Source organism: Paraeggerthella sp. LCP19S3_G8 (assembly GCF_052119225.1).
In the GTDB taxonomy this organism is placed as follows: domain Bacteria; phylum Actinomycetota; class Coriobacteriia; order Coriobacteriales; family Eggerthellaceae; genus Paraeggerthella; species Paraeggerthella hominis.
In genome coordinates this window covers 255,845-272,811 of record NZ_JBQKFQ010000001.1, presented here as the reverse complement: position 1 = coordinate 272,811, position 16,967 = coordinate 255,845, and the positions used below count along the sequence as shown (strand labels likewise).

Annotated in this window: 12 protein-coding genes and 1 pseudogene; 2 read left to right on the top strand and 11 right to left on the bottom strand. The window is 64.5% G+C overall.

Annotated features, from left to right (window positions below; translation table 11 throughout):
* Nucleotides 1-37: 37 nt before the first annotated feature.
* From ACTQZK_RS01210 to ACTQZK_RS01190, 5 genes and pseudogenes are all read right to left on the bottom strand, one after another.
* Nucleotides 38-325, bottom strand: a pseudogene (locus ACTQZK_RS01210) (peptide chain release factor-like protein); the annotation flags it as partial.
* A 120-nt stretch (nucleotides 326-445) separates the two neighbouring features.
* Nucleotides 446-2,212, bottom strand: a complete 1,767-nt coding sequence (cydC, locus tag ACTQZK_RS01205; protein ID WP_441898075.1) for a thiol reductant ABC exporter subunit CydC — start codon at nucleotides 2,210-2,212, stop codon at nucleotides 446-448.
* A 29-nt stretch (nucleotides 2,213-2,241) separates the two neighbouring features.
* Nucleotides 2,242-3,969 carry a thiol reductant ABC exporter subunit CydD gene (gene cydD / locus ACTQZK_RS01200; RefSeq protein ID WP_441898073.1) on the bottom strand — a complete coding sequence of 576 codons (1,728 nt, stop codon included), beginning with the start codon at nucleotides 3,967-3,969 and terminating at the stop codon, nucleotides 2,242-2,244.
* A 115-nt stretch (nucleotides 3,970-4,084) separates the two neighbouring features.
* The gene (gene murB, locus ACTQZK_RS01195) at nucleotides 4,085-5,011 is read right to left on the bottom strand and encodes a UDP-N-acetylmuramate dehydrogenase (RefSeq protein WP_216528562.1); all 927 of its coding nucleotides are present in this window, start codon (nucleotides 5,009-5,011) and stop codon (nucleotides 4,085-4,087) included.
* A gap of 41 nt (nucleotides 5,012-5,052) precedes the next feature.
* Entirely contained in the window at nucleotides 5,053-6,546 is a 1,494-nt protein-coding gene (locus ACTQZK_RS01190; protein WP_216528563.1) for a helix-turn-helix transcriptional regulator, read from the bottom strand.
* Nucleotides 6,547-7,217: 671 nt separating this feature from the next.
* On the opposite strand from ACTQZK_RS01190, the gene ACTQZK_RS01185 reads away from it, so the two are divergent.
* Complete coding sequence (locus tag ACTQZK_RS01185) at nucleotides 7,218-8,261, top strand: hypothetical protein (RefSeq protein WP_441898070.1); 1,044 nt, start codon at nucleotides 7,218-7,220, stop codon at nucleotides 8,259-8,261.
* Nucleotides 8,262-8,493: 232 nt separating this feature from the next.
* On the opposite strand, the gene tatA is transcribed toward ACTQZK_RS01185, so the two are convergent.
* The gene (gene tatA / locus ACTQZK_RS01180) at nucleotides 8,494-8,757 is read right to left on the bottom strand and encodes a twin-arginine translocase TatA/TatE family subunit (RefSeq protein WP_114565762.1); all 264 of its coding nucleotides are present in this window, start codon (nucleotides 8,755-8,757) and stop codon (nucleotides 8,494-8,496) included.
* A gap of 538 nt (nucleotides 8,758-9,295) precedes the next feature.
* Here tatA and ACTQZK_RS01175 point away from each other — a divergent pair.
* Complete coding sequence (locus tag ACTQZK_RS01175; RefSeq protein ID WP_441898067.1) at nucleotides 9,296-10,018, top strand: hypothetical protein; 723 nt, start codon at nucleotides 9,296-9,298, stop codon at nucleotides 10,016-10,018.
* 79 nt (nucleotides 10,019-10,097) lie between these two features.
* On the opposite strand, the gene ACTQZK_RS01170 is transcribed toward ACTQZK_RS01175, so the two are convergent.
* From ACTQZK_RS01170 to ACTQZK_RS01150, 5 genes are all read right to left on the bottom strand, one after another.
* Nucleotides 10,098-10,850 carry a formate dehydrogenase accessory sulfurtransferase FdhD gene (locus ACTQZK_RS01170; RefSeq protein ID WP_441898065.1) on the bottom strand — a complete coding sequence of 251 codons (753 nt, stop codon included), beginning with the start codon at nucleotides 10,848-10,850 and terminating at the stop codon, nucleotides 10,098-10,100.
* Nucleotides 10,851-10,938: 88 nt separating this feature from the next.
* Complete coding sequence (locus ACTQZK_RS01165; protein WP_441898063.1) at nucleotides 10,939-11,838, bottom strand: formate dehydrogenase accessory protein FdhE; 900 nt, start codon at nucleotides 11,836-11,838, stop codon at nucleotides 10,939-10,941.
* Nucleotides 11,839-12,024: 186 nt separating this feature from the next.
* The gene (locus ACTQZK_RS01160) at nucleotides 12,025-12,786 is read right to left on the bottom strand and encodes a cytochrome b/b6 domain-containing protein (protein ID WP_441898061.1); all 762 of its coding nucleotides are present in this window, start codon (nucleotides 12,784-12,786) and stop codon (nucleotides 12,025-12,027) included.
* A complete protein-coding gene (locus ACTQZK_RS01155; protein WP_441898059.1) occupies nucleotides 12,786-13,706 on the bottom strand; it encodes a 4Fe-4S dicluster domain-containing protein in 921 nt (306 codons plus the stop codon). Before ACTQZK_RS01155 ends, ACTQZK_RS01160 begins: the two co-directional genes overlap by 1 nt.
* A gap of 15 nt (nucleotides 13,707-13,721) precedes the next feature.
* Nucleotides 13,722-16,859 carry a molybdopterin-dependent oxidoreductase gene (locus tag ACTQZK_RS01150; protein ID WP_441898057.1) on the bottom strand — a complete coding sequence of 1,046 codons (3,138 nt, stop codon included), beginning with the start codon at nucleotides 16,857-16,859 and terminating at the stop codon, nucleotides 13,722-13,724.
* Nucleotides 16,860-16,967: the final 108 nt, after the last annotated feature.

The following is a 16,967-nucleotide window of genomic DNA, read 5'->3' as shown; positions in this document are numbered from 1 at the left end:
GAGCGCCGCCCGTCCCAACGACTCGGCAAAACCGCAGCTACTCCCCCTCCACGCGCCCGCGCCGCGACTTCACCTGGGCGCGGCGATGCTTGTCGGCCAGGCGCGCCTCGCGCGCCCTTCGGGAAGGCTTCGTGGCATGGCGAGCCTTCGGGGGCATCGCCGCGCGCTCGAACGCGGCATGCAGCTTCTGCAAGCACAGCCGCCTATTGCGAAACTGGCTGCGCGACTCGCGCGAAACCACGACGATCCCGCTTGGGCGGTGCTCCATGCGCACCGCCGAGTCCGTGGTGTTCACGCATTGCCCGCCCGGCCCGCTGGCCCGAAACGCCTGCACCTCGCAATCGCGCTCGACCTCGTCGAGCGGGTGACGTGCCCATACGGCAAAGTCTCGGTATGTCGGGCGGTCTTGGTCCATGACTCCATACTAGCAGAAACCGCAAGCGCCTCAGCCCTCGCACGACTCGTCGACGTCTTGCAGCCGCCGCCCCCGGTCGAACGCGAGCAGGCGGCGATAGCGCGAACTCGTTCGCTCGAGCTCGCACGGAGCTCCGTCCAAAACCGCGCGGCCGTCCTCCACGAACACCACCCGATCGCAAGCCGAAGCGCCCAGCAGGTGATGCGTGATCATGATGACGGTGCGATCGGCCAGCGTCTTGAAGAGCGTGGACAGCAGGGCCTGCTCGGTCAAAGGATCCAGCCCGACACACGGTTCGTCCAAGATGACAACGGGCGCATCCTGCAAAAGCACGCGCGCAAGCGCGATGCGCTGCCTCTCGCCGCCCGAGAACCGCAGGCCAGCCTCGTCGACCATCGTGTCCAGCCCATCGGGAAGCCGGCCGACCATGTCGCGCAAGCCTACCTGCTCGAGAACGTTTCGCACCTCGTCAACGGACGCGTCGGGCCTCCCAATGCGCACGTTCTCCAAAAGCGTCATGTTGAACAGGTAAACGCGCTGCTGAATCACGCCGATGTACGCGCACGCGTCGTCGCCCAGGTCGCGCGTCGGCACGCCGCCGAGCGTAACCCGCCCCTCGTCGGGAGCGAGATCGCCTCGCATGAGCGATGCGAGCGTGCTCTTCCCCGCACCGCTGCGTCCCAGGATCGCGACCTTCTGGCCTGCGGGAACCTCAAGCTGCATCCCCTTGAGCACGGGCCGCGCAGATCCCGGATACGCATACGTTACGCCCTCCACCAGCATATCGAGGGGCGCGCACGGCTGCGCGGCTTGCTTCGCAGAGCGCTCGTCGGCATCCGGAAGCTCGTTCAAGCGCTCGAGCGAGTCGCCGTACGAGAACGCGTCGACCGCCGACGCCGACAGCGGCGCGAACGCGTCGATGAGCGGGAAGAAGCCCAGCACGAACGCTGCGATCCAGTTCGCCGTATCGGCGCCCTGCCCGCCGAAGTGCGAACCCGCCCAAACAAGGAGCAGGGCGGCCGTCACGGCGAACAGAACCTGCAGCACCACGTCGCGGCGGCGGGCGAAGCGCTCCTCGGCGGCGGCCAGCTCCCTCATGGAGCGCTCGGCCGCGCGGTAGCGCGTCAGGTACTCGTCGCCGCGCTGGGAGAACACCCAGTCGGACACGCCCAGCACGTTGTCGGTCAGCTCGGCGTACAGATCGTTTCGCAGCGCTTTGTAGCGCATGCGGCGCGCGCCGCATGCCAGCACCGAAACCGCAGGCAGCAGCAGGACCGCCGACCCTAGCATGACAAGCAGCATGCACGCCAGAAACGGCGAGAAGAACCCCGCAGCCGCCACCAGGGCGAACCACAGCGCCCAGGCGATCACCGTCGGGAACACCGTTCTCAAATAAAGGTTCTGCAAATGCCCGATATCCTCGGACAAAAGACCCAGCACATCGCCCGTACGATGCGTCGCGCGGAAGAACAGAGCATCCTTCTCAAGCGACCGGTACAGCTTCAGGCGCAGGTCGGACGTCATGCGCAGCACCCAGTCGTGGCTGCACAGCCGCTCCAGGTAATGAAGCAGCGGCTTGCCTATGCCGAATATGCGCACGAAGATGAGCGGCAAATTAAGGGCCAAAATGGATTCGGGCACACCGGCGGCGCCGCTTATCAGAAAGCCGGAGGTGAACATGAGGCCGGCCGCGAAAGCGAACGTCGCGAAGCCCAGGAACAGCGCGAGCGCAAGCACCTTGCGGTACCGCTTGAAGAACGGCACGACCCAGCGATCCTCGCGCCACGTCCTGCGCATAGCCCTCGCCCCCTTCGCATCCACGCCGCTCATGCGACATCACCGCCCAACCGAGACGCAAGCCGCGCATACGGCCCGTCGTGCACGGCCAGCTCTTCGGGACGACCCGCCTCCACCACGCGGCCCCCGTCGACCACCAGCACGTAGTCCATATCGGACATCCAATGCAGCCGGTGGGTGGCGAAAAACACCAGGCGCCCCTCCATGAGGGGCAGCATGCGCTCCTTGAGCTCCCATTCCGTCTCGATATCCAGGTGCGCCGTCGGTTCGTCGAACAAGAGAATCCGCCGATCAGCATCCAGAAACGCGCGCGCAAGGGCTATCCTTTGCGCCTGTCCGCCCGAAAGGGACCGGGCCCCCTCGCCGATAACCGTATCCAAGCCGTCAGGAAGCTGGGAAACCAGATCGCCAAGGCCCATCGCCTCGACTGCGCAGGAAACGTCCGCCTCGTCGGCATCGGGGCGGTAAAACGCGATGTTCTCGCGCAGCGTGGCATGGAACACGTACGGATTCTGGGGAATGTAGACCGTCTGCCGCTGCCAATCGACCCGATGCAGCCCGGCCGCAGTCGCGCCACCCACGCGAAACGACCCCGCACTTGGATCGGCGAAGCCGCCCAGCAGGTTGACCAGGGTGCTCTTGCCAGCGCCGCTCGCACCGACGATGCCCACGCGCGCGAAGCCGCGCACCTCGAACCGCACGTCCTCGAGCGCCTTGAAACCCGGGTACGAGAAACCCACGCCGCAGGCGGAAAACGTGCAGTCCGGCCCCCAGGTCGGCACGGGATCCGAAGCATCGTCGACGGGCGCGGCCTGCGGCTCGTCGACGATGCCGAGGATCGAAACCAGCGCGTTCTTTCCGTCGAGCGAGGCGTGGTAGTCGGCGGCGAACTCGCGCACCGGCTTGAAGTACTCCGGAACCATCACCAGCACCACGAGCGCCGGGAAAAAGGCAAGCGTCCCGTCCACCAGGCGAAACCCCAGCATGATCGCCACAGCCGCCAGCGAGCCGGTTGCGAACAAATCCAGCACGGTGCTCGACAGCGTGGCCACGCGCAGGGTTTTCATGGTTGCTTCGCGGAAGCGCTCGCTCGCCGCGTAGATGCTGCTGCCGTAGGAGCGACCGCGACCGAACAGCTTGAGCGTGTCGATGCCGCGCAGCGCGTCGATGAACGTGTTCGACAGCATCTGAAACGTCGCGTGCTGCTTGGCGGCCTCGTCCTGCGCCGTATGTCCCAAGATGACCATGTACAGGATAATGAAGGGAAACGCCACCAGCGCGATCACGCCCGAAACCCAATCGAGCGGGAATATCCAGCACAGAAGCACCAGGGGGATGACCACGACGCCCACGGCCTTCGGCAGAATCAGGCGAATATAGGTCTCCACCTGGTCGACGCCCTCTAAAACAAGGGTGGTCACGTTGCCCGTCCCGTGCTTCTGCACCACCGCCGCGCCCGTTTCGAACACGCGCGAGAGCAGCCGCTGGCGCAGTTCGTCGGCCCGCGCGGCCGCGTAGCGATCGAGGTACGTTTCCTGCGCGTACAAAAGAACCTGCCGCGCAACGAAGCATGCGACGAACAGCGCTATCCAGAAAACCTGGTCGGACACCGAAGCGCCCTTCCACAAATCCACGATCGCGGCAGCAAGGGCCCAAGCTTGCCCCACCACGGCGAACGCACGCGCGCAGGCAAATGCGACCAATACGACAAGCGCCGCGCGCACGCCCTGTAGCGCGAAGATAGCCTTGTCTATCAACGCCCGCCCCCTCGTCTGCGAAGCATCGTCGCTCTCGATTATTTGTTACTTCTTTTATATCATATAGAGACGGGCAGGCGCAAGCGCTTCGCCGGCACGCTGCTCGCAGCGTTCGTCAGCGCGCTTCCTCCCGAAAGCCCCACATCCGCACCTCGGGCTGCAGCCTAACGCCCGCGCTCGCCTGAACGCGATCCTGCACGTCGGCTATCACGCGGCGCACGTCCGCGGCGCTCGCTCCGTCCACGTTCACCACGAAGCCGCAATGCTTGGTCGAAACCTGCGCCCCGCCCACGCGATATCCTCGCAAGCCGGCATCCTGCACCAGCTTTCCTGCGAAGTAGCCCTCCGGGCGCTTGAAGGTGCTGCCCGCACTGGGCAGCTCGAGCGGCTGCTTCTCGGCCCGACGCCGCTCCAGATCCTCCATGCGCTCCGCAATGGCCGCGGGATCGTCGAAGGAAAGCTCCACAACCGCGGACAGCACCACGTAGCGCTCGTCGTCCATCATGCTGTGACGATACGACCAGTCCGCTTCCTCGGCGCTCACCTCCACGATGCGGCCATCCGGCGTCAGACAGCGCAACGACCTTGCCACGTCGCGAAACTCTCCCCCGTAAGCGCCGGCGTTCATGATGGCGGCGCCCCCGACGGTACCCGGAATTCCGCTGGCGAATTCGTATCCGGCCAGCCCGGCCTCGCATGCTACGCGCGCGACCTTCGCGTTCGAAGCGCCCGCGCAGGCGCGCACGATGTTGCCCGAAACGCTCACGTCCGACAGGTTGTCGGCGATGCGCACCACAACGCAGCGCAGACCCTCGTCGCTTACCAGCAGGTCGCTGCCCAGGCCCACGATGCGCACCTCGACGCCCGCCTCGCGGCACGCCCGCAACGCGAAGGCAAGGCCCTCTTCGTCGCGAGGCTCCACCAGGCAGTCCACCGGACCCCCGACGCGAAATGTCGTGAGCTGCGCCATGGGCACATCGAACCGCACGGCTTCGTCGCCCAAACGGCGAAGCAGCGCGCTCTTCAATTCTTCGTCAACCATGCAGTCCTCCTTGCACGCCGGGGCGAAAGCCCTGAAGCGCGCTACTTGCCGCCAAGGCGGCGCACCGTGCGCTCGCCCAGGTCAATGAGTTCCTGACGCCCATGAGTGCCCGTCTTCGCGTAAATGCGCCGCAAATGCGTGTCCACCGTGCTCTTCGAGATGAACAGCTCGCCCGCTATGCGCTCGCCGGTGCGGCCGCGCAGCGCAAGCGGCAGGATTTCGGACTCGCGCTTCGAAAGCGCATGATCCTGGGATATGGCCCGACACGCCTCGTCGAATCGATCGGCGTCGCGCACGATCACCGAGAGCGCGCGGAAGTCGCGCTCGGTGAACAGGAACAAATACGCGTACAGGGCCGCTAGCCCTGCGAACGCGGCGATAGCGTACGGAGCCTGCTCGACGGGCTCGAACAGCTCGATGGCGTTGCCCAAGGCGATTCCGGCCATCTCGCCCAAGTAGAGCATGGCGAAGCCCCGCGCGAAGGACAGCGCCGCATCCTGGCCGGTCAGCTTCGCCATCACCAGGAATAGGGAAACCAGCACGTACGTAAGCCCCAGATAGCCTGCCAGCATGATGGACTCGCCCGGAACCCCGAACGACCCCAGAACCGGCACGAACAGAAAGCCGGCCATCATCACCAGCACGGCAAGGCGGTACACGCCGTCGAGGGGGCCTTGCTGATCGGCGGCATCCGAACCCGCCGAAGCCCCGCTCGAGATCAGCTGGAGCGCCGCCACGCAGAACAGGACCAGCAGCAGCAAGCTGGCCGAGAACGCCGGCGTCGAAGCCATGCCCGGATCCGACGCGAACGTTTCCATGAAACCCGCGGTCAGGCCGAACAACCCGGTTCCCGCGATGATCTTCTTCGACAGGCGCGCCGTTTCGTCATGCTGCTCGCGCGTGGCGACCAGATCGCCGAACCTGAAGCTCTGCAGCCCGGCGGACGGCCCTTTGCGCGACGAAGCATCCTCTTCTCGCGCGAAAGGCTCCAAGCCGCGCAGCGCGAACGCGCTTCCCAACGGCAGCAGCTTGAGAGCGAGCAGCGCATGCTCGACCGGGATAAGGGAGAACACCAAGCACAACCCCGCAGCGACCGCCGCGGCAATGAACACCTCGGGCACGCAGCGATCAACCGGGCGAACACCGAACGCACGGCCCCAAGCAGCCAGCATGAACCCGGCGGGCACGCCCACGAGCAGCCCTTCCACGGCGATGCCCCATGCACCCGTCCCAGCCAAAGACGACACGACCGACCCCAGCACCAGCAGCCCCGCATAGCACCAAAGCAGCGTGCGGGACAGCAGCGCATCGCGCGCGCGAAGAGACGCGTTGCGCAGCATCGCGAACGAAAGCACCATGAACGCCAGGGTCAGAAGCAAATCGGCGCGCTCGAAAGCGAACTCCCCCTCCCCGAAGGCGCGGTTGGCGCCCAGGTAGAACAGGGAGAACACGAACCCCTGATTGCAGGCGAACCCCAAGATGGCCCGCACCGCGGACGGCTCGGTTATCCGGTCGAGTCGCAAGCCGAGCTGCACTGACCCCTCCATTCCATTCGATACGATACGCAGTACACATCCATGATAGCAGGAGATGGGAACCGCTCGCGGGAACCGTCCGAACTCCCGCGAGTCTCCGAAGTTCAAAAGCGCAGACGTGCCGGGAGCCCATACCCCTCCCCCCATGCGGCACGGCACGGCACGGCACGAAAGTTTCGTCCGCCTGCAAGCCCCGATAGGCCGCCGCGCACGAAAAACCGCCTTCGCTGGCAGGTTTTGACGGTTAGGGGTCGTCTCTTCCGCCCTTCGTTTTGCAGAGCGCAAGCGCTTCGACATCGTACCTGGTCAGAAGCCCGGTCGAAAGCAACGCCGGAGAAAGGATGCCCATAGCGCGCGCTCGACGACCTCAAACCGTCAAAACCTGCCAGCGAAGGCGGTTTTTCGTGCGCAACCACGCGAGGCGGCGAAAAAGAAGGCTCCTGGCGCGCAAGGGCATCCCTCCCCGAACCGCTGAAGCAGACGTGCTGAGAATACCCTGCAGAACGGGCCAATCGAACGATGTCGACAACAACCCGGCATCGAAACGCCCGAACCCGTAGGGGGATCATTCCGCCGCAGTCTTGACGAGGCGCTTTTTCGATAGCCTATAATCGTTTCAAGGGTCCTACGGAAACGCGACGCCTGCACCTTTCGCGATCAAAGGATTCGCCATGAAACGAGCTTCGATACTCTTTCTCGTTGGCACGATGGTCTTTGCAGCAATCGGCCTTTACGGCTGCGCTTCGAACGACGAACGGGATGCTTCCGCCAACGCCTCTATCGGCATCATCGAAACGCGCGAGACGGCCAAGACGAGCAGGGTCGTTCTGTACGATAAGGAAATGAACGAGGTAGCGCAGCTTCCTTTGAACTATGCGGCAGTGGGCAACGTCTTTTGCGATCCCCTGGTTTGCAACGGCAGCCTTTTCACCATGTCCCTGGGAAGGAGCAAGGCCAAAGACGGCAGCGCCGTGCTCCAAGTTGATCTAGACTCCCTCTCCACCAAGGCATACGCCGTAGACCAGCCGACCGTGAACGACGTAGCTGCGAGCGACGAATACGTCTTCACCTGCAACGCGACGAGCCACGCAACCCGCATCGATCGCTGCCGAATCGACGACGGGAGCGTATCGAGCGCGTCCGTCGAAGGAGTTTACGTGTCGAAGCTCGTTTGGCACGAAGACAGCCTGTACGCTTTCGCATCGTCTCTTGACGACGGCTCTTCGACGATCTTGCGCTACGACGAGAACCTGACCCTCGAGGAATCGATCGATTGCGGCGCCTACGACTCGGACGTCTACCGGACGGTTGCGCATGACGGAAGCATCTACTATTGCGGCACCGGCTTGACGGGAAGGCAGATCGGCGTGCTCGATACCGAAGACAACACGGCGGGCGCCATTCAATTGAGCAAGGGCGGCGCTTCGAGCATGGCCTTCGCGAACGGCAAGCTTTACGTCGCCCACTACAACGTCGTCCAGGGGCAAGACGACAGCGCGCTCAGCATCGTGGATCTGGCGACGGGAGCCATCGAGGAGCATGCTTTCCCGCATGAAGCGCAGCGCATGGTTGTAACCGAAGGCTCGATATACGTGCTTGGAGATTGGGCGATGCACCGATACGATGCCGAAAGCATAGAACCCCTCGGAAGCAGGTCGATCGAGAGCATGCCCGGCAGCCATGGCTATCTTTCGGGGCTGTTCTCCGTGAGTTAAGACCGCCGCCGAAACAACCCGCATGGCTGCGGCGCTCTGCCAAGCGACGCGAAAGACGATCCGTTCCCCATCGAACACGAACGAAAGCAGGAGCCTCGCGGGAGCCGCCCGAACGCCCGCGAGGCTTCCTGCTCCCGAAAACGCAACGCCCCGCGGCACGGATGCGGCGGGGCGTTGCGGGCGCGAGGGAGGGAGGGGTCGCGCCGAAAATAGAGAGTGATCAGGTTGGTTGCTAGGCGGTCTGCGAAGTCTTCTTCGCGCGCACCGTCTTCTTCACGGGCTGAGCGGCAGGCTCGTCGTCTTCCACGACGTCCTCGACCGCCAGCTCCACGGCGTCGGAGGCGTCGTCCTTGCCGCCGCCCATGCCTTCGCGCAGGTTCTTCACGGTCTTGCCCAGGGACGCACCCAGTTTGGGGAGGTTCTTCGGGCCGAAGATGAGCAGCACGACAGCCAGGATGATAACGAGCTCGGGAACACCCATACCAAGAATCTTCATGTAAAGCGCCTCCTACAGCGTTCTGGTGGCGCGCACCTCCTTGATGGGCCGCACCGGTTTCGATGGCGTTCACTATGCCCCATCGAAGGCGTACCGGCTATCATGCAAACCTGTGATTTTGTACTCAATACCCTGTTTTTCCTTGTCATGCAAACGGGGTACGATATGCGTCATACCAGGTCAGAACGCTGCGCAATGTACTGCTCACAAAACTTGGAACGCGCTTGCGCTTTGCCGCCCCCTGCCCGTGCCGCAATCTCCGCGCCTTCGGTTTTCGGACCGATCCCCCAACCCGAAACCGAAGCGCGCCCAACGGGAACGCGCCGCTCGGCGAACACGCTGCGCTCTCCGGCGCGAGAGCCCGCAGTGCAGGAGAGCCGTCGAAACTACTGTGAAGGATTCGAGGACTGCTTGTGACGGTTCCTCGCACATTCGCGCGCTTATGACATGGGGCGTTGCCGTTTTGTTACCATTTCGCCTCGCGGTCGCAACCACACCAGAACAACGAACCCTACGCGGCCGAGGAAAGGATGCTTGCATGGCATCGCGCTCTACCCGTTTCTCCTGCGCGGTCGGAACCGCGCTCGCCGTGGCGCTCGGCGCCGCGTGCGCGCCGGCCGCTTACGCCGCCGAACCGCAGCCCTTGTTCGGAAAAACCGGCGAATCCCTCCCGTTGAGCCAAGCGGCCTTCGTCGACCTTTTGCCGTTCGCGCACGAAGACTCGACCCCCGACCTCGATCAGGTGCAGGCTCTTGCCGAGCAGAGGATGGCCGAAGAGACCGCACGGGTCGCCGCCGAGCGATCCGACAAGCGGCTCGACTACGATCCCGCGCTCATCGCCGCCATCGGCAACCAGCTCAACGGCGGCCACACCATCTGCTGCCCCGCCTACGCGTGCGCTTACGGCGACGCGATCCTTACCGGCCAGGCAAACGGACACGAGGCGTACGGATGCGGGTGCTGCACCTGGCCCGGATGGGGCGGAGGAAACTCCTCGTTTCGCTCGCTCGGCTCCGACGCGGCCCTGCTGCGCGAAGCCTACGACGAGATCGCCGCAGGCAGGCCCACCGTCATACACGTATCGGGTCCGTACGGCGAGCATTGGATCTGCTTGATGGGATACCAAGACGTTCAGGACCCCGACAACCTGACGTTGGACAACTTCCTGGCCCTCGACCCCGCGAACGGAGAAGAGCACGTCGCCTCCTATCGCTACGCGCCGTACGGCGACGCCTGCCAGCACGTAAGCGACCTGCGCTGACGCATACATCGCGACGAAGGGCCGCCTCAGTGAGCGGCCCTTCGTTTCATCGTTTCATCGTTCGATCGCTTGGAATACCTTACCCCGCGATGCGCTCGGGGCACGACAGCACCCTCAGGCGGCCGTCGCGGCAATGCGAGACGAGCGTGACGCCCAAAGAAGCCGCGCGCCGGGCTGCTTCGTCGGTAGCCGACTTGCGCGACACCAGCACGGGACACCCGCCGCGGTACGCCTTGAGCGCCATCTCCGCGCTAATGCGCCCGGTGATGAACAGGGCCTTGTCGCGAACGTCCACGCGATCGAGCCACGCCTGCCCTATCAGCTTGTCCATGGCGTTGTGGCGCCCAATATCCTCGCGCACCAGCAGCAGGCGGTCCTCCCCCGGCGCGCCCAGGCCGCAGCCGTGCACGCACTCGCCCGTATTGCGCCGCGGGCTTCTTTCGCACAGCTCGTCCATGCAGGACAGGAGCGCGTCGGCATCGAAGCGCGCGGTCGTCGACAACCGCGCCGCATCCGGCACGCACGCTCCGCTGCGCATCAGCGCCGACTGCGCGCAGCCCGCCGACGTCACGCGATGCAGCGGCACGTAGCCGTCGGCCGCGCGCTCGCCGGAAGCCACGTACACCTCCGCCTTCTCAGGATCCGCCGTGACCTCGACCAGGCGATCGCGATCGCTCAGCAATCCCTCCGACAGCAGATAGCCCACGGCAAGCTCGTGCAGCCCGTAGGGGCTTCCCTGGCTGACCGCCACCGGGGCGTCGTTCAAGTAGATGCGAATAGGTCGCTCGGCCGTCTCCCGCGGGACGGGCGCGGCGTACTCCACGATGGCCACAAGCGGCCTCCTTTCGTTCGTTTTCCCTGCACTCGGCGCGCAGCCGAGCGCACTTTGCGCGCCCGCGGCTGCGGATGCGCCGATGCGATCAGCGCTCGCCCGCCGCTTGAGCGTTGGCCTGCTGATAGGCGATCAAGTCCAAGCGCGCCATCACCACGTCCTCTACCTCGAAGGAGAACGGCGCCAGAACGTCTTCCTGGTACACGGTGCGCACATAGCCGCCGCATTCGTCGCAGGTTGCTATACGGTGCGCGTCGTCGCCCTCCACGTTGAAGTAGTGCAGGTGCGCCTGGTTCTGCGTGCCGCACCGTGCGCAGCGAACCCGCTCGAAATCCCACGCGGTGCCGCACTGGCCGCACCACAGCTCTTTGCCGCGGCCCTGAACCGCCTGGGTGTCGCCCACGCGCGCCACCGTAGCGGCGCCGCCGCACACCGGGCAGCGCATCGGATGCGGCTCGGCCGCGCCCGCCTTGCGCAGCGCGGAACTGACCTGGGCCGCCGGCCCGTCGAGCAGCGCGCGCAACGCCAAGGATGCGGCCAAGGCCCCTACGCGAGCAGGGTCTTCGTCCATGCCGTCATCGCGCAGAAGCTCTCCGAACGACTCGACGTACGCAGCGGGATCGCTCCCCGCGCGCGCCACGTCGCTCGCCGCGACCACTCGATCCCATTTCGTGCGCGCGAACGCCTCCTGCACCGTAGCAGGAAAGCCGCCGCTGTCCAGCAGGCACGCCGCCGTGCGCTCGATTGCGTCGGCAAGCGTTTCCGAGTCGATCTCCACCGGCGCATGGGCGAGCACCGGCCCCGATGCGGCATGCCAAGCAAGCAGGTCCTCGGCGGCGGGCACCTCGTACGACAACGCGGCGGCCTCGGCTGCCACGTTGTCCTGCACGCCCCACACCTCGCGGAAGAACGCCAAACGGGCCGCGTCCGCGTCTTCAGATTTCGTCTTGTACGCGGCAATGGCCGCGTCGATCCGCTTCAGGTTCATTCCTGGTTCCCTCTCGTCGTATGTTCTCGTCATGCATCGAGCATCAGGTTATCCATCGGGACGCTCTGCGCGAAACTTCGGGCTTGCCCAACGGCAAGCGCTCGAGAGCGCCCCTGTGGAAGACCTGCGCCGTGCCGGGCGGGCGCGAACCCGCCCGGCAACGAAAGCCTCTACTTGTAACTACTTCTACTTCTCCACGATGTTCTTGCCGCTTGCGATCTCCTCGCGTGCCCAGTGGCCCCAGTGGTACAGGGCGTCGGACTCGGACACCATGCCGTCGCCGAACATCAGCTTGGCCGTGCCGCGATACGGCTGGAAGATGCCCGCGCCCAAGAAGATGTGCGCCAGGCCGAACACGGCGATGAGCAAAAAGCCCACGTCGTGCAGGAACAGCATCACGCCGTACACGCCGCCGCCGAAATCGAACACCGTCGTGCCCAGCAGCAGGATGACGCCCGTCACGCCCATGAGCGCGCCGGCGAACCACAGCATGCCGTCGGCGAAGCGCTGGCCGGACTTCAGCTCGCGCTGGTCGGGCATGTGGATCCACTTCGCCATGAACAGGTACGGGAAGAACAGCATCATCCACTTCTTGTCGTCGGAATCCCACCGATCGAACAGGTTCTTGAAGACGTGCTTCACGCCCTTCGGAGCCATGATGGCGCTGATCAGCGGCACCGCCACGAACACGACGCCCAGCACGCGGTGCGACATGCGAATGGCGAACACCGTGTCCGCGCCCACCGCAGCCGCCAGGGCCGGAACGAACACGAACAAGCCGGAGATGCACAGCAGGATGCACGCGATGATCGTGATGCCGTGCGTCAGGCGAGCCTGCAGCGAATGGCGCTTGATGTAGCGCTGCTTGCCGCTTGCCGCCATCTGGTCCAAGAAGGCCTTGTTCTTGGCGGCTTCCTCAGCGGAAACCGCAACGGGTCCCTTGCTCATCAGTTGCCTCCCTTCTTGCCCGGAAGGTTTTCGGTGATGTGCTCCATCACCGTCTCCTCGTCCTGGCCGTCGCCGTGCTTGAGCACGTTTCCGCTGTCGACGGACAACGTGTCCTCCGTCTCGGCGTTGTACGCCAGCTTGTCGCGCTTGTAGCCGATGCCCAAGACGAACATGGCGGCCAAGCCCGCAACCGTCAGGCCCGTAACGGCGCCCGTGACCGGCTTCATGATCTGGGTCAGACCAACCATGGGGTTGACCTGCGGGTTCTCAACCTGGCCATGAGCCTCGACACCATGCTTGAGAACCTGGATCACATGCAGGCCCCCGATTTCGTCCTCGCCGTACACGCACGCGTCCGCAAAGCCCTTGCCCTGCAGGTACGCCACGCGCTCGCGAGCGATGGCCAGCATCTCCTCGCGGTCGCCGAACTTGAGGGCCTCGGGCTGGCACGTGGTCACGCATGCCGGCTGCATGCCCTGCTCGACGCGGTCGAGGCAGCCCGTGCACTTGTTGATCTTGCTGTTGGGACCGTGGTAGCGCGGCACGTCGAAGGGGCATGCCGACTTGCAGTACTGGCAGCCGATGCACTTGGACTCGTCAACGGACACGAAGCCCGTTTCCTCGTCCTTGGCAAGCGCGCCGCCCGGGCAGATGGTCGCGCACGGAGCGTCCGCGCAGTGCTGGCACGAACGGCGCCCGAACGACCACATGACACCCTTGTCTCCGCCGGCCTCTTCATGGAAGCTGATCAGAAGACGCGTGTCGCCGTTCAGATCCATCGGGCTTTGGTACGACCCCGTCCAAGGGTTGCCGTTCTTTTCCAGCGTGGAGGGCAGGTTGTTCCACATCTTGCACGCCACCTGGCACCCACGGCACGCCGAGCACCGGGAGGAGTCGAACAGGATTGCTTTCTCAGTCATTTCTCATCCCCTCCCTTACGCCTTCTCGACGTCCACGAGGAACGCCTTGTACTCGGGTACGAACGTGTTGGGATCGCCCACGTTCGGCGGCAAGTCGTTCACCACGTCGCCCGTGCCGAACTCGCCCGCCCAACCGAAGTGATGGGTCATGCCCACCTGGTGAACCGTCTGGCCGTTCACCGTGAACGGCTTGAAGCGCGGCGTCACCAGCGCATGCACCTTGACCGAGCCGCGGTTGTTGAACACGCGCACCAGGTCGCCGTTGGCGATGCCCTTTTCGGCTGCCAGCTCTTCGGACATCTCGATGAACTGCTCGGGAGACGCCTCCAGCAAAGCCGGACAGCAGCGGGTCTGGCCGCCGGTCTGCCAATGCTCGGTGACCGAGTAGGTGGTCACGGCGATGGGATACTGGCTGCGGTCGCCCTTCTTCACCGACTCGTACTCGGCGAAGCGGATGCACGGCGAGTTCTGCGAGCCGTTCATCTGGTTGTCGGCCGGGCTCTCGAAGGGCTCGTAATGCTCGGGAACCGGACCGTCGTTCATGCCGTAGCTGATCAGACGGGCATTTTGCTCCCACAGCATGAAGAACGCCTTGTTGTTCGGCGGAACGGGAGTGCCGTTCTTGACCGTTACGAAGTCGGCCACGTCCACCTGGTCCCACTTCTCGCCGGTCCACTCGACCAGCTTCTTCTGCGGGTTCCAAGGCTTGCCCGCCAGGTCGGCGGACGCGCGGTTGTACAGGATGCGGCGGTTCGACGGCCAGCAGTACGCCCACTCGGAGTTCAAGCCGATGCCCGACTTGTCCTCGGTGTTGCGGCGGCCGATAGGCTGCTCGGCCGGATCGAGCGGGGCCTTCTTGTTGGCCCAGAAACCGGTGTAGATCCACATGGCGCACGCCGTGGTGCCGTCCGCCTGCAAATCGCCGTAGGTGCCCAGCAGATCCACATCGGCCTTGCCGAAGTCGGACGAGGCGATCTTGTAGCCGTTGAGCGCCCATGCCACGGGACGCGGGTCGATCTTGCCGTCCACGTAGTAGTCCCACTTCGCGTTCAGAATGGGATCGGGGTTGGCGCCGCCCTCCTTCTTGTACAGGTCCACGATGCTCGTCCACAGAAGGTCGCAGATCTCGTAGTCGGGCTTCGCTTCCTCCCACGGATCCACGGCCGCGTAGCGGTACTGCAGCCAACGGCCCGAGTTCAGGATGATGCCGGGCTTCTCGTAGATCAACGCGGCGGGAAGGAAGTACACCGTCGTGTCGATCTGGGAGGCGTCCATGTCGGGAGCTTCCCAGAAGGTGGCGGATTCCGTGATAACCCAGTCGGCCACGACCAGCCAGTCGAGCTTCGCCATGGAGCGGCGCACGTTTCCGGCGTTCGGAGCGGAGTGGCACGGGTTCATGCCCCAGTTGAAGTAGCCCTTGATAACGCCCTTGTTCATCAGCTCGAACGAGCTCATGATGGTGTAGTCCGGGCTCTTGGGAACCTTCGGCCACCAATCGTAGCCGTAGTCGTTCTCGACCGTGGCCGCGTCGCCCCACCATTCCTTGAGCGAGGACACCAGGAACTTCGGCTTGTTGGTGTAGTAGCCGTCGGCGTAGGTTTCCTTCTCGCACCAATCGCGCAGCGTGGGCGTGCCGTACTCGGTCGGCCACTTGAGGTAGGCCGGGTGCTCGTGCACCATCATGCCCATGTCGGTTGCGCCCTGCACGTTCGGCTCGCCGCGCATGGCGTTCACGCCGCCGCCCGGCATGCCCGCGTTGCCCAGCAGAAGCTGCAGGATGGACATGGCGCGGCAGTTCTGAGCGCCGTAGTGATGCTGCGTCTGGCCGAGCGCGTACAGGATGGTGCCGGACTTGTCGGGCGCGCCCGTTGCGGCGTACGTGGCGTACACCTTCTCGAGCAGGTCCTTGTCCATGCCGCAGATGCTGGACACCGTATCCAGGTCATAGCGAGAATAATGCTTCTTGAACTGCTGGAACACGCACATCGGATCCTGGAGGGTCTCGTCTTTCTTGGGCGTTTCCAGCGTCAGGGGCGTGAACGCCGGCGTGCCGGGCTTGTTCACCCACGCGTAGTCGCCCGCAGCCGAGGTGTCCCACTGCGTTTCGGACTCCACTTGGTAGTGCCAGCTATGATTGTTGTACGTGGCCGTCTTGTCGTCGAAGCCCGAGAAGATGCCCGTGTTCACGTCGAACGAGTATTCGGAATCGAGCAGGTACGAGGCGTTCGTGTAGTTCAACACGTACTCGTGCTGCCACAGGTCGTTTTCGATGATGTAGTTGTACAAGCCGCCGTAGAAGGCGATGTCGGTGCCCGAGCGGATGGGGCAGTAGATGTCCGCCATCTCGGCCGAGCGGGTGTAGCGGGGGTCGACGACGATCCACGTCGCGCCCCGGTCGAGCGCCTTCTGCACCCATTTCGCGGAAACAGGGTGGTTCTCGACGTTGTTGGAGCCGATCGTCATGATGACGTCGGCGTTCTGGTAGTCGCACCAATGGCCCGTCATCGAGCCGCGACCGAATGAAGCTGCCAGACCGGCAACCGTGGGGCTGTGTCAAACACGAGCCTGGTTGTCGATGGCTATCACCCCTAACGAGCGCATCATCTTCAAGATAAGGTACTCTTCCTCGGAGTTCTGCTGGCTGCCGCCCAGGCTTGCGATGCCGGGCGTGCGGTTGACCGTGACGCCGTTGGACGTCTCCTCGAACGTGGCGTCGCGCGTCTGCTTGACCCAGCGCGCGATCTCCGCAATAGCGTCGTCCCAGGTGATGTCTTCCCATGCGGAAGAACCGGGGCGGCGCACCAGCGGCTTCGTCTTACGGTTCGGGTTCTTGATGACCTCGCGCGTCTGAGGATCAACCACGTTGCGCAACTGGAACATCGTCGCGCCCTTCGGGCACAAGCCGCCCTGGTTGATGGGATGATCGGGGTCGCCTTCGAGGTTGATCAGCTCGCCGTCGCGCGTCGAGCAGATAACCCCGCACCCACCCGAGCAGTAACAGCAGATGTTCGTGTACTCCTCGGTGTTCACGAGCTTCCAGTCTGAAGACGGCTCTACCGCGAACGCCTCCGACTGAGAGGACAGCTCAAACGCCATGGTCGCAGCTGCCGCTGCGCCAGCGGCTTTGAAAAAGCCCCTGCGTGACAGGTTCATGTCCTCGTTCTCCTTCCTTCTCGTCCAGTGAATGCACGCTTCGGGAACCAACGAGCGAAACGGCGCCGAGGGCATGGGAGACGTCGTCTTGTTCGCATGGTGCCCGGT

Coding starts and splice junctions, on each gene's coding strand:
- cydC (WP_441898075.1), bottom strand. CDS start 2,212: ATGCGCAGGACGTGGCGCGAGGATCGCTGGGTCGTGCCGTTCTTCAAG.
- murB (WP_216528562.1), bottom strand. CDS start 5,011: ATGGTTGACGAAGAATTGAAGAGCGCGCTGCTTCGCCGTTTGGGCGAC.
- ACTQZK_RS01185 (WP_441898070.1), top strand. CDS start 7,218: ATGAAACGAGCTTCGATACTCTTTCTCGTTGGCACGATGGTCTTTGCA.
- tatA (WP_114565762.1), bottom strand. CDS start 8,757: ATGAAGATTCTTGGTATGGGTGTTCCCGAGCTCGTTATCATCCTGGCT.
- ACTQZK_RS01175 (WP_441898067.1), top strand. CDS start 9,296: ATGGCATCGCGCTCTACCCGTTTCTCCTGCGCGGTCGGAACCGCGCTC.
- ACTQZK_RS01165 (WP_441898063.1), bottom strand. CDS start 11,838: ATGAACCTGAAGCGGATCGACGCGGCCATTGCCGCGTACAAGACGAAA.
- ACTQZK_RS01160 (WP_441898061.1), bottom strand. CDS start 12,786: ATGAGCAAGGGACCCGTTGCGGTTTCCGCTGAGGAAGCCGCCAAGAAC.
- ACTQZK_RS01155 (WP_441898059.1), bottom strand. CDS start 13,706: ATGACTGAGAAAGCAATCCTGTTCGACTCCTCCCGGTGCTCGGCGTGC.